Source organism: Streptomyces tropicalis (assembly GCF_029269835.1).
In the GTDB taxonomy this organism is placed as follows: domain Bacteria; phylum Actinomycetota; class Actinomycetes; order Streptomycetales; family Streptomycetaceae; genus Streptomyces; species Streptomyces tropicalis.
This window is the reverse complement of the sequence record NZ_JARJBB010000005.1, coordinates 54,547-68,556: the sequence shown is the minus strand read 5'-3', so window position 1 is coordinate 68,556 and position 14,010 is coordinate 54,547. Positions and strand designations below refer to the sequence as shown.

General features: G+C 75.6%; 12 protein-coding genes. 4 read left to right on the top strand and 8 right to left on the bottom strand.

Features of this window, described 5'->3' with window-relative positions; all coding sequences use genetic code 11:
- The first annotated feature begins 36 nt into the window (after positions 1–36).
- Positions 37–1,161, top strand: coding sequence for an L-cysteine desulfhydrase Cds1 (cds1, locus tag P3H78_RS11790; RefSeq protein WP_276108864.1), 1,125 nt, complete (start codon positions 37–39; stop codon positions 1,159–1,161).
- A gap of 100 nt (positions 1,162–1,261) precedes the next feature.
- Here the strand turns inward: cds1 and P3H78_RS11785 are convergent, their stop codons facing one another.
- The 6 genes from P3H78_RS11785 to P3H78_RS11760 form a co-directional block, all read right to left on the bottom strand.
- The gene (locus tag P3H78_RS11785; protein ID WP_276108863.1) at positions 1,262–1,738 is read right to left on the bottom strand and encodes an SRPBCC family protein; all 477 of its coding nucleotides are present in this window, start codon (positions 1,736–1,738) and stop codon (positions 1,262–1,264) included.
- Positions 1,739–1,854: 116 nt separating this feature from the next.
- Entirely contained in the window at positions 1,855–2,697 is an 843-nt protein-coding gene (locus P3H78_RS11780; protein WP_276108862.1) for a DeoR/GlpR family DNA-binding transcription regulator, read from the bottom strand.
- Positions 2,698–3,168: 471 nt separating this feature from the next.
- Positions 3,169–5,613: a right-handed parallel beta-helix repeat-containing protein gene (locus P3H78_RS11775; RefSeq protein WP_276108861.1), complete on the bottom strand. Its 2,445-nt coding sequence runs from the start codon at positions 5,611–5,613 to the stop codon at positions 3,169–3,171.
- A gap of 106 nt (positions 5,614–5,719) precedes the next feature.
- On the bottom strand, positions 5,720–6,325 hold the full coding sequence (locus P3H78_RS11770) for an Rv1733c family protein (RefSeq protein WP_276108860.1): 606 nt from the start codon (positions 6,323–6,325) through the stop codon (positions 5,720–5,722).
- A 170-nt stretch (positions 6,326–6,495) separates the two neighbouring features.
- On the bottom strand, positions 6,496–7,320 hold the full coding sequence (locus tag P3H78_RS11765) for an MOSC domain-containing protein (protein ID WP_276108859.1): 825 nt from the start codon (positions 7,318–7,320) through the stop codon (positions 6,496–6,498).
- A gap of 44 nt (positions 7,321–7,364) precedes the next feature.
- Positions 7,365–7,784 carry a DUF6643 family protein gene (locus P3H78_RS11760; RefSeq protein WP_276108858.1) on the bottom strand — a complete coding sequence of 140 codons (420 nt, stop codon included), beginning with the start codon at positions 7,782–7,784 and terminating at the stop codon, positions 7,365–7,367.
- A gap of 295 nt (positions 7,785–8,079) precedes the next feature.
- Between P3H78_RS11760 and P3H78_RS11755 the strand changes: the two genes are divergently transcribed.
- Positions 8,080–9,429, top strand: coding sequence for a TerD family protein (locus P3H78_RS11755; RefSeq protein WP_276109223.1), 1,350 nt, complete (start codon positions 8,080–8,082; stop codon positions 9,427–9,429).
- A 138-nt stretch (positions 9,430–9,567) separates the two neighbouring features.
- Here the strand turns inward: P3H78_RS11755 and P3H78_RS11750 are convergent, their stop codons facing one another.
- Entirely contained in the window at positions 9,568–10,761 is a 1,194-nt protein-coding gene (locus tag P3H78_RS11750; protein WP_276108857.1) for a glycosyltransferase, read from the bottom strand.
- A 57-nt stretch (positions 10,762–10,818) separates the two neighbouring features.
- Between P3H78_RS11750 and P3H78_RS11745 the strand changes: the two genes are divergently transcribed.
- Together P3H78_RS11745 and P3H78_RS11740 are read left to right on the top strand one after the other, a co-directional pair.
- Positions 10,819–11,604, top strand: a complete 786-nt coding sequence (locus P3H78_RS11745) for a glutamate racemase (protein WP_276108856.1) — start codon at positions 10,819–10,821, stop codon at positions 11,602–11,604.
- A 186-nt stretch (positions 11,605–11,790) separates the two neighbouring features.
- The gene (locus P3H78_RS11740; RefSeq protein ID WP_276108855.1) at positions 11,791–12,333 is read left to right on the top strand and encodes a hypothetical protein; all 543 of its coding nucleotides are present in this window, start codon (positions 11,791–11,793) and stop codon (positions 12,331–12,333) included.
- A gap of 145 nt (positions 12,334–12,478) precedes the next feature.
- On the opposite strand, the gene P3H78_RS11735 is transcribed toward P3H78_RS11740, so the two are convergent.
- Positions 12,479–13,477 carry an O-antigen ligase family protein gene (locus P3H78_RS11735; protein ID WP_276108854.1) on the bottom strand — a complete coding sequence of 333 codons (999 nt, stop codon included), beginning with the start codon at positions 13,475–13,477 and terminating at the stop codon, positions 12,479–12,481.
- Between the last annotated feature and the right edge of the window lie 533 nt (positions 13,478–14,010).

Below are 14,010 nucleotides of genomic sequence, written 5' to 3'. Positions count from 1 at the left end.
TCCACGCCGTCGGCGCCCAGCGTAAGGAGCCCCGACGTGAGCACCACCCCACAGCGCCGGACCGGCGAGACCCTCGACGCCGACCGCAGCGACGCCGGCTACCGCGCCTGGCTGAAAGAGGCGGTCCGCAAGGTCCAGGCCGACGCCAACCGGTCCGCCGACACCCATCTGCTCCGCTTCCCGCTGCCCGAGGCGTGGGGCATCGATCTGTACCTGAAGGACGAGTCGACCCATCCGACCGGCAGCCTCAAACACCGGCTGGCCCGCTCGCTGTTCCTCTACGGTCTGTGCAACGGCTGGATCAGACCGGGCCGTCCGGTGATCGAGGCGTCCAGCGGTTCCACGGCCGTGTCCGAGGCGTACTTCGCGAAGCTCATCGGTGTGCCGTTCATCGCGGTGATGCCGCGCACGACCAGCGCCGAGAAGTGCCGTCTGATCGAGTTCCACGGCGGCCGGTGCCACTTCGTGGACGACCCGCGCACGATGTACGACGCCTCCGCCGCCCTCGCGGCCGAGACGGGCGGCCACTACATGGACCAGTTCACCTACGCGGAACGCGCCACGGACTGGCGCGGCAACAACAACATCGCCGAATCCATCTTCCGCCAGCTGGAGCTGGAGCGGTACCCGGAGCCGGCGTGGATCGTCGCCACCGCGGGCACCGGCGGCACCTCCGCGACCCTCGCACGCTACGTCCACTACATGCAGTACGACACCCGGATCTGCGTCGCCGATCCGGACAACTCCTGCTTCTTCGAGGGCTGGACGACCGGTGATCCGGACGTCACCTGCGACTGCGGTTCCCGCATCGAGGGCATCGGCCGCCCCCGCATGGAACCGAGCTTCGTACCCGGTGCCGTCGACCGGATGATGAAGGTCCCGGACGCGGCCACCGTCGCCGCGGTCCGCGCCCTGGAACGGGCCATCGGCCGCAAGGCGGGCGGATCGACCGGCACCGGCCTGTGGAGCGCGCTGAAGATCATCGCCGAGATGGTGGCGCAGGGCCGCAACGGCAGCGTGGTGACCCTGCTGTGCGACCCCGGCGACCGCTACCTCGACAAGTACTACTCGGACGACTGGCTCGCCGCCCAGGGGCTGGACATCGCCCCGTACGCGGCCTCGATCGAGTCGTTCCTGGCGACGGGGGAGTGGCCCGGGTGAGGTGACCCCCGACCGCTGCCGAGGCCGGAATCGCCGCCCGGCCCGGGACCGCCCGCCGGGCCGGAAGCCCCCGCCGGGTCCGGGATCCTCGCCGGCCGGGTCAGGACGCCGCCAGATGCCGTTCCAGCGCGGTCACGGCACCCCGGAAGGCCCGGCCGAGGCCGGACCGGCCCAGGGTCAGGGCGAGCCGGAAGGCGGCCGTCCCGTCGGCGGCGAACGTCCACTGCACCCGGGTGCCGCCACCCGGCGCCGGCGACAGCCGCCACTCCTCGGCCAGCGCGCGCAGGCCCGGCGCGTTGGTCGTGTCGACGCGATAGGCGTAGACCTCGGGCGCCTGCGCCGCGAGCACGGTCTCGGCGAACCGCATCCCGCCCCGCAGCCGGATCTCGCGCCCCGCGCCGCCGTCGGAGGGCCGTGCGTCGGTCACCGCGGAGAACCACCGCGGCCAGCCGGCCACATCCTCGGCCAGGGCGTGGAAGACCCGATCGGGGGCGGCGGAGACCTCCCGGGCGAAGACCAGCCGCACGGGCGCGGTTCCGGCGAAGTCGCTTCCCACCGGGCGCAGTCGGCGAGCCATGACGAACCTCCTTCGTGGCGTCCGCGCGGAGACCGGCCCCGAGCGGCCGCCGCCCCCGGGCGGGTCGTCGGACCCGCGCCGTACGCGCGTACGAAGGCCGCGGGCCCGCGCACAGCCTAGCCAGCGCTCTCCCGGCTGTCCGCCCCCTCGTCCGGCTCACCGGCGACCACCAGGCGCAACCGGTCGGCGATCTCGGCCCGGTCCTGGGCCGGCAGCCCGGCGTCCGTCACCAGGGTGTCGACCTGCTCCAGTCCCGCGAACGAACTCAGGCCCACGACACCCCACTTGGTGTGGTCGGCGACCACCACGACCCGCCGTGCCGACTGCACCAGCCGCCGGTTCGTCTCGGCCTCCGCGAGGTTCGGCGTCGACAGGCCGGCCTCCAGCGATATGCCGTGCACGCCGAGGAAGAGCAGGTCGAAGTGGAGGGCGGCGATCGCCTGGTCGGCCACCGGTCCCACCAGCGAGTCGGACGGCGTGCGCACCCCACCGGTGAGCACCACCGTGGCCGCGCCCGGCCGCCGGCCCGTCGTGCGCTGCGCGGTGTGGAACACGTCGGCCACCCGCACCGAGTTCGTCACCACCGTCAGGTCCGGCACGTCCAGCAGGTGCTGCGCCAGCGCATACGTCGTCGTACCGCCCGACAGCGCGATCGACGTGCCCGGCGCGACCAGCCGGGCCGCCGCCCTCGCGATGTCCTCCTTGGCGGTGAGCTCCAGCCCCGACTTGGCCTCGAAGCCCGGCTCGTGCGTGCTCGCCTCCACCAGCGGCACCGCCCCGCCGTGCACCTTCTCCAGCACACCCTGGCGGGCCAGCGCGTCCAGATCACGACGGACGGTCATGTCCGACACGCCGAGCTTGCGGGTCAGCTCGTTCACCCGGACACCGCCGCGGCGCCGCACCTCGTCCAGGATCAGGGCGCGCCGCTGCTCCGCGAGGAGGTTCTGATTCTCACTCACGTGCGCTCCGGTTCCTTTCGCCGCCATCCGTCCTCCCGCCCCGCCCACCCGCTTCGGCTGGGAGAAACGGGCCGTCCGGGCGCGTGGAGGTCCCATCTTTCCACGGCTCCCCGGCCCCCGCGCCACCGCCCGCCAGGGGCGCCCGGCCGCCCGCCGGCGGGTCGCCCCGGCGGCAGCCGGATCGGGGAGTTTCGGTGCCGCCGGGTGTGCGGCGCGGCCCCCGACGGCAGCGTCCGGCTGCCCGGTGACGGAGACCCTCCCGCCGACCGCCCCGCTCGCCTCCGGGCGCACCCGCTGTCCGCACCGGTCCCCGGCCACTCGGACCGCCGGGCGGGCCCGGCCTTCGCCGGGGAGCGGCAGCACCTCCTGGCCCGGCGGCGCCCCGGCCTGCCGGGACCCCGCCACACGGACCGGCTCACCGGCAGCCAGGGCGGGGGCGGCGGCACGGTGCCGCCCCCCGCCGGGGACACGTCAGGGCAGATCGGGCAGGTCCTCGGCGTAGAGCAGCGTCAGGTCGTCCGTGCTCGGGTCCGCCACCTGGGCCACCCGGCTCGCGTGCCGCTCCACCATCGCCTCGAAGGTCTGACGCGCCGTCCGCCCGTTGCCGAACGCGGGGCCCTTCGGGATCTCCGCGAAATACGTCCGCAGCGCCTCCGCCGCACCCGGCGCCAGCCGGTACTCGTGCTCCTCGGCCTGCTGCTCCACGATCCGCAGCAGCTCCCCGGGGCCGTAGTCGCCGAACGTGATGGTGCGGGAGAAGCGGGAGGCCACCCCCGGGTTGACCGACAGGAAGCGCTCCATCTCGGCGGTGTAGCCCGCGACGATCACCACGACCGCGTCACGGTGGTCCTCCATCAGCTTCACCAGGGTGTCGATGGCCTCCTTGCCGAAGTCCCGCCCCGCATCCTCCGGGGACAGCGCATACGCCTCGTCGATGAACAGCACCCCGCCGCGCGCGCGCTCGAACGCCTCCTGGGTGCGGATCGCGGTCGAGCCGATGTGCTCACCCACCAGGTCGACCCGGGACACCTCGACCAGATGCCCCTTCTCCAGCACCTCCAGGGAGGCCAGGATCTCGCCGTAGAGCCGGGCGACGGTCGTCTTGCCGGTCCCCGGGGAGCCGGTGAAGACCAGGTGGCGCTTGACCGAGGCGGCCTTCAGGCCCGCCTCCCGGCGGCGCCGGCCCACCTCGATCATGTCGGTGAGCGCCCGTACCTCCCGCTTGACGCTCTCCAGGCCCACCAGGGCGTCCAGTTCGCCCAGCACGTCCTTCGCGCTGCGGCCCGGTACGCCGGGCTCCGGGGCGGGCACCGCGGGCAGCGGCTCCGGCTCCGTCGAGCGCTGGCCGGGGATCGCGCCCAGCAGTCCCGCGGCCGGGGCCGCCGGCTGCGCGGCCGTCTCGCGCGCCACCGGCGGGCGCAGGCTCCCGCTCTCGTCGCTCGTGCAGTCCTCGACCACGGGCCCGGACCCCGCGACCGCGTCCGGTCCGCCCTCCGCGAATTCGTACCCGCCGCGGGCGCACCGCTCGGTGCGGCACCTGCGCAGCGTCGTACGGCAGCCGTCGATCACGTGGAAGCCGTACCCGCCGCTGCCCGTGACACGGCAGCCCAGGAAGCTGCCGCGGCCGCCCGCGGACACGTAGAAGCCGGCCTCCGCCGGGGAGGACACCGTGCAGCGCTCGATGGTCGGGTCGGCGCCCTTGGTGACGATCACGCCGGTCTGCGTGCCGTCCACCGTGCAGTTGTTGAGCGTGCCGCCGCTGCCGTGGTCGCGGAACCAGGCGCCGGTGGCCGCGTCCTTGATCCGGCAGTCGTCGAGCTGCGCGGTGGCGCCGTCGCTCACCGACACGGCCGTGTTGCGCACCTGGGACAGGTCGCTGTCGACGACGTCCGCGCGGGAGCCGCGGTCCAGCACGAACAGGGCGTCCGGCACGTCGTGCACCCGGCAGGAGTCGAGCACCGCGGTCGCGCCGTCGCTGACCCACACCGCGGGGTAGTCGCCGGTGCTGTCGAAGATCTCGCACTGGTTGGCGTCCACGCGGGTGCCCGGGTCCCACACCGACAGCCCGTTGCGCCCGAACTGACGCACCGTCGTCCGCGTCAGGGTCAGCACGGAACGCGACCGCAGGTCCACCGCGTTCTCCGGGATGTCGTGGATGCGGCAGTCGGCGAGGGTCAGCACCGCGTCGGTGTCGAGCGTGACCCCGTCCGCCGTGGTGCGGTGCACATCGCAGTCGGTGAGGTGCGCGGTGGCCCGGCCGGTGATCTGGACGCCGCTGCCGCGGACCTCGTAGACCTCGCAACCCACCGCCTCCAGGGCGGAGTTGTCGCCCGTGGCGGAGAGGCCGACGCCCGAGGCGTGGTGCACCCGGCAGCGCTCCAGGCGCGGGTGCGCGCCGCCGCGGACCGCCACCCCGGCCTGGCCGGCGGCGACCACCTCGCACTCCTCGAACACCCCGCCGCCGCCGTCGAGCACGGCGATGCCGATGCCGGCCGGGTTGTCGACCGTGCACCGCCGCACGGTGGGGCGGGCCCCGCCGCGCACCTCGATGCCCGCCGCGGACCGGGTCACGACCCGTACGTCGCGCAGCTCCGGGGTGCCCTCCTCCACCAGCAGCGCCGGCGCTGCCGCGTCCTGCCCCTCCACGTGCAGGTCCTGCACCACCGCCGACGCGCGCACCGTCAGCGGCACGCCGTCCGCGGGAGCGATGCGCACCGAGCCGGGGGAGCCCTCCGGGCCGCGCAGGGTCACCGCCCGCTGCAGGACGAGGTTCTCGCGATAGGTGCCCGGGGCGACGGTGAGGACGTCGCCCTCCGCAGCGGCCTCCAGGGCTGCGGCGAGCGATGCGTACTCACCCGTGCGGCGCCGCCACCGCGATGTGCCGGTGTGCGTCACCTGGACCGTGCCCTGTGCCATGGCGCTGCTGAGCCCCCACCTCGTCGTACGCGGGTTGATGCCGATGCGTCGGCCGGACCACCGTAGCGTGCGCGCCGGTGGTCGGATGACCAGAGCCGGAAGGCCGTCAGCTGCCGGCGCCGGTGAGCCCCCAGTCCGGGCCCGCACGGTCCCAGTCGTGGTCCCAGCGCGCGTACCGTCGGCGGACCAGGATCCCGACGGCCAGCCTGCGTATGCACTCGATCAGCCCCGCGGCCAGCGCCGCCGCGCCGCACCCGGCCAGCACGGCGTGCGCGGTGGCGGTGGCGGGCTCCAGCGGGCGCGCGGCGACCCGGCCGCGCCCGTCGGTCCACAGCGGGAAGCGGTCCCCGGGACGCGGGGCCCTGAGCTCCGACGTGGCCGGGCCGCGGTGCCGGCTTCCGTCGACGGCCCGCCAGTCGGCGACCACTCTGCTGCGAGCCTCCTGCCCCGAGGAGGTGTCCGGATCGGGCTCCACGGCGAACCGGTCGAGCCGGCGCACCACCGTGGCCGTCACCGGATGCCGGTCCCGGCGCTCCTCCTGGACCGACCGCTGGAGCGTGGACCGGGCGGCCGAGCCGACCAGCGAGCCGGCCACCGGCGCGGCGACCAGGGCGAGCAGCACGGACACCAGCGCCACCCAGGACTCGACCAGATCGGTCCTGCGGCGCAGCGGGTTCCGCCGCCAGCGCCACAGACCGGTGAGGGCACGCACAGCCCCGCACCCCCTTCCCCCGCTCGACACCCCGACGACTCCGGTCGGAGCCCCTTCCCCCGGGACGCGGCCGGGGGCGGAACAGATCCGTCTCCCGCCGGGCCTCCCACGGACTTCTCACGGGACCCAACGGGCGGCAGGGTACCGAGGGTTCCCGCCACGGGCCGCCGTCACGCGAGGACCCGGACCGGATCACCGAGCCGGACGGTGCCGGTGGTCTCGGGCACCAGGTTCTGCCCGAAGGCCAGGTCCTGGCCGAAGCGCCGGTGCCGCCCCAGCGTCCGCAGCGGTTCCCGGCCGCGTCCGGCGGTGGACTGGTCGACGGTGGTCACCGCGCAGCGGCCGCACGGCTTGGCGACCCGGAGGACGACCTCGCCGATCGCGATGCGCGACCAGTCGTCCTCGGCCCAGGGCGGCGTCCCCGCCACCACCACGTTGGGCCGGAAGCGGTTCATCGGCAGCGGCCCCTCCTCGGCGTGGTCGCCCTGCGCGATCAGCGAGTTGAGCGAGTCCAGGGAGGCGAGGGAGGTCAGCAGCAGCGGAAACCCGTCGGCGAAGCTCACCGTCTCCCCGGGCCGTGCGTAGTCCGGGTCGATGCGCCGGCGCGTGGCCGGATCGTCCAGGTGGAGCAGGCGCACCGCGGCCCCGAGGTAGGCGCTGCACCAGGTGTGCGCGGCCGCGTCGGCGGTCGCGGCCTCCACCTCGGTGCCGAAGACGTCCACGACCGCCGTGGCTCCCGCGGGCGGGACGGCGACCGTGAGCGGCTCCCGCCCCGGGGCGGACAGACGAAGGCCGCCACCGGGCAGCAGCTCGGCGGCGGCCAGGGCCAGCCGGGGATGGCGGCGCTGCGTGACGACCTTTCCCCCGTCGTCGACCAGTGCCCAGCGCCGGTCCCCGGCCAGCCCCCAGGGCTCCACGAGGGCCTCCCGGGGCGAGGTGCCCCGGAGCGCCTTGACCGGGTGGACGTGAATCGAGTGCAGCTCCGCGGTCCCCATGGCCTCATCCTGCCAGGAGGCAGGGACGGCCGGGGAGGACGGGATCAGTACCCGCGGTACTGCTGGTTGCCGTAGGGGTCCTGCTGGTACGGCGCACCACCTGGGCGGGCAGCCGCGGGGCGCATCGCCTCGTAGCCGGTGCCCATCGGGCGCTGCGGCTGCTGCGGGCCGGGATAGCCCCGCGGAGCCGTGGCCTGCTGGGGGATGTACGCCGCCGGCGCCTGCTGCAGCGGTGCGGGCTGCGCCTGCGGGTAGCCGTAGGCCGGCTGGGACGGGCCCGAAGGCAGCGCGGGCAGCGCCGACGGGAGCGCGGGGAGGTGACTGCCCGAGTCGTAGGGGGCGGGGACCCGGATCGGGGCGATCTGCGGGGTGCCCCGCTCGGCCACGAGCGAGTCGTAGATCGGGGTGTCCGGGAAGGAGGCGGAGTAGTAACCGCCGCCGTAGGTGGAGCGGGGGGAGGTCATGGCACATAAGTTAAGCCCACGATGTGCTGGTTGGGGAGACCGATAAGAGGGTTGTTTTCCGTGTCGGCGGTGACCGGGGATCCCCAATGCGAGCGAAGTTGGCAAAAAGGGGCAGCGAACGGGGTTTGGATCCTGTAAAGGCCGAGTTCCCTATGGGTTACCGGCGGTTGGACGGACGTCTTCGTCCGCTCGCCGGGGCGGTGGGCGGCCCGGCGGGAATAGGTTGGTCGGACGGAGGGCCGACGGACCGCCGGGCCGGACGCGGCAGGTACACGTGATGGGGGCGGACATGGTGATGGCGAAGGGGTCGAACACACCGGTGCCGAGCACGGCCCTGCGGGTCGAGATGGGCTGGCGGTCCGGACCGGGCGTGCCCGACGCGGACGGCTCCGCCCTGCTGCTCGCCGGCCGAAAGGTGCGCTCCGACGCGGACTTCGTGTTCTACAACCAGCCCGAGCACGCCTCGGGCGCGGTCCGGCACCTGGGCAAGCACACGGCGGGCGGTGCGGTGACCGACGCCCTCGTCGTCGATCTCGCGCGCGTGGAGCCCGGAGTGGACCGGGTGGTGCTCGCGGCCTCGGCGGACGGCGGGACCTTCGGGCAGGTGCCGGGTCTGTACATCGAGGTCCGGGACGAGGCGCACGGCACGGTGGCCGCCCGCTTCGACAGCACCGGCGCCACCGCGGAGACCGCCTTCGTGCTCGGCGAGTTCTACCGCCGCCAGGGGGCCTGGAAGTTCCGGGCCGTGGGCCAGGGATACAGCAGCGGACTGGAGGGCCTGGCCACCGACTTCGGCATCACCGTGTCCGAGCCGCAGCACGCCGGGCCGCCCGCGCCCGCCGCCCCACCCGCTCCCTCGCCCGCAGCCCCGCCCCCTCCGCTCACGGGCCCCGCCCTCCGGACGCCGGCGCCCCCGCCGACCGGCCCCGCCGTGCCGCTGCCGCCGCCGGTCGCGCCCCGGGCACCCGCGCCGCCGACCGCCGCTGCCCCGCAGGGCACCGCGCCGGTCCGGCCGGCCAAGGTGACCCTCACCAAGGCCGCTCCCTCCGTGTCGCTGGCCAAGCAGGGCGGCACCTCCGGTGTGCTGCGCGTGAACCTCAACTGGCAGATGCGCACACAGTTCTCCGGGTGGGGCGGCAAGAGCGGGCGGGCGTTCGCCCAGCACACGGACCTCGATCTCGACCTGTGCGCCCTGTACGAGCTGTCCGACGGCCGCAAGGGGGTCGTCCAGGCCCTCGGCAACGCCTTCGGCTCCCTGCACCACCCCCCGTACATCCACCTCGACGGCGACGACCGGACCGGTGCGGTGGACACCGGCGAGAACCTCACCGTCAACCTCGACCACCGGCACGACTTCCGGCGCATCCTCGTCTTCGTGACCATCTACGAGGGCGCCCGGTCCTTCGCCGACCTGCACGCCACGGTCACGCTCCGGCCGCAGCACGGCGCCCCCGTCGACTTCGCCCTGGACGAGTGCACGATCCCCTCGCCCGTCTGCGCGCTCGCCCTCATCACCCGGAGCGGCGGCGAACTCGTCGTCCAGCGGGAGGCCCGGTACCTGGTGCCCGACCGCGGGGTGAGCCCGCAGCGCACGGTCGACCGCGCCTACGGGTGGGGCATGAACTGGACACCCGGCCGCAAGTGAGCCCCCGAGGCCGACCGGCGCGGCGGGACCCTCCCGGGGGCGCCCGCCCCCAGCCGCCCTCGGCGGTCCAGGGTTGCCCGCCGCCACAGCCCGGACCCGTCCGCGCCGCCGAGACCGCTCCACGGTCCGTCAGGCGGGTCAGCCCTCCTCGGGCAGCGCGTCCGGGGCCGTGCCCGGCCGGGCGTACGTGCGGCCCTTCCAGGCGGCGCCCCGGCCCCGGTGGTGCTGCACCGCCGAGTCGACCGTCATCAGCAGATAGAGGAACGCGGTGAAGGGGAGCAGCGGAGCGAGCCACAGCGGGCAGCGGTAGTAGCGCAGCATCGGCACGTACGTCGCCGCCATCACCAGCCAGGCGGTCCCCCCGGCGAGCGCGGCCGGTCCGCTGCCCGCGGCGAGACCCGCGACCAGTGTCACGGGCGGGGCCAGGTACACCAGCGCCAGCCCGGCGACGGTGCCCGCCAGCAGGAGCGGGTGGTGGCGCAGCTGGGCGTAGGCACTGCGCGAGACCATCCGCCACAGGTCCCGCAGCCGGGGACAGGGGCGCACGCTGTCCGCCCGCTCCGCCAGCCCCAGCCAGATGTGGCCCCCGCCGTCCTTGACGGCCCGGGCGAGGGCCACGTCGTCGATCACCGCGTGCCGGATCGCCTCCGGGATCCGGGCCCGCTCGGCCGTCTCCGAGCGCAGCAGCACGCAGCCCCCCGCCGCGGCCGCCGTCCGCGTGCCGCGGCGGCCGATCCGGCGGAAGGGGTAGAGCTGCGCGAAGAAGTAGACGAACGCCGGCACGACCAGCCGCTCCCACCGGCTCTCCGCCCGCAGCCGCGCCATCTGCGACACCGCGTCGAAGTCCCCGGTACGGGCCGCCGCCACCAGCGTGCGCAGGCTGTCCGGGGCGTGCGCGATGTCCGCGTCGGTCAGCAGCAGGTACTCGGGCCGGCGGGCCCGCGCGAGGGCGATGCCGTGCCGCACGGCCCACAGCTTGCCCGTCCAGCCGGCAGGAGGCTCGCCCGGCGTGTCCACGGTCAGCGGCAGCCCGCCGTGCCGCCGCGCCAGCTCCCGGGCCAGCTCGCCGGTGCCGTCCGAGCTGCCGTCGTCGACCAGGAAGACCTCGGCCCGCCCCGGATAGTCCTGCCCCAGCAGCGAGGGCAGGCTCGCTCCGAGCACGGCGGCCTCGTCCCGCGCGGGGACCACGACGCACACCGGCGGCCAGTCGCCGGGGGCCGGATCGGCCCGCGGCGGCAGCCTGACGTCCGTGCGCCAGAAGAAGCCCTGGCCGAGCAGCAGCCACAGCCAGGCGGCGAGTGATCCGACGGCGGTCCCCACGAGCGCGCTCACCCGCGCAGTGTGCCCCACCGGAGAGGGCGTTCGGGGGCCATCGTCTATCGTGGCCGGGTGAAGATCGCGCTCATGGACTCCGGAATCGGCCTGCTCCCGGCCGCCGCCGCGGTGCGCCGCCTGCGGCCCGACGCCGACCTCGTCCTCTCCTGGGATCCCGACGGGATGCCGTGGGGGCCGCGCACCCCCGAGGACATCACGGAGCGGGCGCTGGCCGTGGCCGCAGCCGCCGCCGCACTGGGTCCGGACGTGCTGATCGTTGCCTGCAACACCGCCTCGGTGCACTCCCTGCCCCAGCTGCGCGCCCGGTTCGAGCCCGACCTGCCGATCATCGGCACCGTACCGGCGATCAAGCCGGCCGCTGCGGGCGGCGGACCCGTAGCGATCTGGGCCACCCCGGCCACCACCGGCAGCCCGTACCAGCGCGACCTGATCGAGAAGTTCGCCGACGGCGTGTCCGTCACCGAGGTGCCCTGCCCCGGTCTGGCGGACGCCGTGCACCACGCCGACGACGCGGCGGTCGACGCGGCGATCGCCGCGGCCGCCGCGCTCACCCCCGACGACGTGACGACCGTCGTCATGGGCTGCACCAACTACGAACTGGTCGCCGAGCGGATCCGCGCCGCCGTCCAGAAGCCCGGCCGCCCGCCGCTCGTCCTGCACGGCTCGGCGGGAGCCGTCGCCGCCCAGGCGCTGCGCCGCATCGGCGCCGACCCGGTGCCCGAGGCGGACCTCGACAGCCGGCTCACGGTCCTGCTGAGCGGCCGCGTGTCCGAGCTGCCCGACACCGCGCTCGGCTACGAGGAGGGCCGCCTCCTCCAGGTGGCCGCCCCCGCCCGCTGACCACCCGCCCCTGCACGGAACCCCCGGCGCACGGCCGGCTCGGGGCCGTACGCGCGGGAGACCGGCGCACACGCGCGAGGGACGTCGGGTCACGCCACCGGCACGAGGAGTGCCGCGGCGGCTCACGGACCGGTCACGCTCCGCAACGGACTACCCGCGCGGCGAAACCTGAGTAACCTCGAATCCATGAGGGACCACCCCCGCGGCGAGACGACCCCGAACTCCGTGATCTGGACCGGACGCGCCACGAACCGGTTCCAGTGGATCCTGGCGCTCGTCGGCGCCGGCTGCATGGCGCTCGGCGTCGAGCTGGCGGTCGACTCCGCCTGGACCTCGGGCGTCCTCCCGCTGGTGATGTCGGTGGTCGGCTGCATCGCGGCCGGTCTGCTCGTCCTCTTCGGCACCCTCGCCTTCGTGCACGTGGCGCTGGAGGTCGACGCGGAGTCGCTGGAGGTGCGCTGCGGCCACATCGGCCTGCCGCGCCGCCGGATCCCCCTCACCCATGTCGCGGGCGCGGACTTCGTCCCGCACGTCACCCCGCGTCACTGGGGCGGCTGGGGCTACCGCTGGCGCCCCGACAAGGGCACCGCGGTCGTCGTACGGCGCGGCGAAGGTGTGGTGCTGCGCCTGTGGGACGGCCACACCTTCACGATCACGGTGGACAACGCCGAGTCCGCGGTCCAGGTGATCCAGGACCGCCTGCGGCCGTCGACGCCCGGACGGGTCTGAGCCGGCCATGCCCGGACGGGCCTGAGCCCACCGCTTCGTGGCGGCCCGAGCCGGCCGCCCGGCCGGGCAGGGCCCGGTTGCCGAATCTGCCGGCCCCCTTGCGTCCGCTCTTGCGTCCGCCGTCCGGCAGGGCGTCCCACGACGTTCACGGTGCCGGGGCCGCGGCCACCGGCTCGGCGGTCGTCTCCGGCTCCTCGGCCGCCAGCGGGCGCGCAGTGGCCATGCCCGCCAGCAAGCCCGTCCCCACCGTCACCGCCGTGAAGCTCAGCGCGTTGCCGAACGTCGCGATCACGGCCACCGCGGTCAGCGCCGCGCCCGCCGTGAGCGCCACGGGCGCGGGCCGCCGGGTGCGCCAGAGTGCGTGGAGCACCCAGCCGTAGGCCGCCACCAGGAGCAGCACACCGACGACGCCCTGCTCGGCGGCCTGCTGCAGCAGCGCGGAGTGCGGCTTCCCGTTCGACGGCACCCAGGGGACGGCCACCGGGCCGAACTCCCCGAACCGGCCGGGCCCGACTCCTGAGCCCGTGTCCCGGTGGGCGAGGCGCAGCGCGTCCCGCCACAGGCCGACGCGGTGCGGCGTCAGCAGGCCCACCACGTCGTCGGCGAGGCCGCCGGGCAGGGACCGCGCGGCGACGGCCCAGGCTCCCGCGGCCACCGCGGCGGCGGACGCCGCCAGGCCTGCGATCCCCGGCCCCCTGCCGCGCAGCCGCCCGGCCGCCGCGGAACACAGCAGCACCGCGGCACAGCAGGCCGTCCCCGCGCCCGAGCCCATCGCGGCCGCGGTCGCCGTCACCGCCGCGGCCGACATCCACAGCACGAGCCGGGCGACCCGTGCGGAAGCGGCCCACGCGGCGCAGCAGGCGGCGCCTGCGGACAGGGCCAGTACGGCGGCGGTGGCCCCTGCGTGCCCGAGCGGCGCGGCGAACTGCGGCCCCGGCGCCAATTCCGGAACCGCCACCGCGAGGACGGGCCCCAGCGCCGCCGCGGCGCCGAACGCGGCGACCGGCAGCAGCGCGCCGCAGATACGGCCCGTGGCGTATCCGGCCGCCGTGCCCAGCACCGCGAGCAGCACGCCCTCGGGGCGCCCGTCGTGCAGGGCCCCCGCGATCAGCGACCAGGCGGCGCAGGCCCCGAGCACCACCACACCGACCGCGTCGGAGACGTTCCGTCTGTCGCCGTCCGCGGCCTCCGACCGCCTGTCGCCGTCCGTGCGTTCCGAGCCGTCCGGACGCTCCGACGCACCCGCACGCTCCGAGCCGTGCGCACACCCCGATCCCCGCGCGGGGTCCGTGTCACCCGCGCCGCCGGTGCGCCTCCGGCCACTCGGCCGCCCCGCACTGTCGGCCTGCCCCGGCCCCTGCCCCTGCGCAGCCCGGTCTCCGCCGCCGGCCCGCCGTCCGTCGCCCGGCCGGCGTGCGCCGTCCGCCCCGCCGGCGCACGCCCTCTCTCTGGTCCGCACGTGATCGCCCCCCCCGCCCCCCGGCACCCCGCTCAGCCCGACCCTGAACGCACCCGGCCCGCCCGGCCCCCACGGCCGTACGGCTCGGGCTCCGGCACACCGTAGCGGCTGATGACCGGATTGTGGACGTCTCGTGCGGAAACGTACGGCCGGGACCGGTCCGGCCGCCCCCGCTCCCCCCGCCGTCCGGCCGTCCGGCCGTCCGGACCGTCCTGTCG

Bases quoted from the DNA above. Each gene is read 5' to 3' on its own strand.
- P3H78_RS11740 (WP_276108855.1), top strand. From the start codon at position 11,791: ATGAGGGACCACCCCCGCGGCGAGACGACCCCGAACTCCGTGATCTGG.
- P3H78_RS11785 (WP_276108863.1), bottom strand. From the start codon at position 1,738: ATGGCTCGCCGACTGCGCCCGGTGGGAAGCGACTTCGCCGGAACCGCG.
- P3H78_RS11775 (WP_276108861.1), bottom strand. From the start codon at position 5,613: ATGGCACAGGGCACGGTCCAGGTGACGCACACCGGCACATCGCGGTGG.
- P3H78_RS11765 (WP_276108859.1), bottom strand. From the start codon at position 7,320: ATGGGGACCGCGGAGCTGCACTCGATTCACGTCCACCCGGTCAAGGCG.
- P3H78_RS11760 (WP_276108858.1), bottom strand. From the start codon at position 7,784: ATGACCTCCCCCCGCTCCACCTACGGCGGCGGTTACTACTCCGCCTCC.
- P3H78_RS11755 (WP_276109223.1), top strand. From the start codon at position 8,080: ATGGCGAAGGGGTCGAACACACCGGTGCCGAGCACGGCCCTGCGGGTC.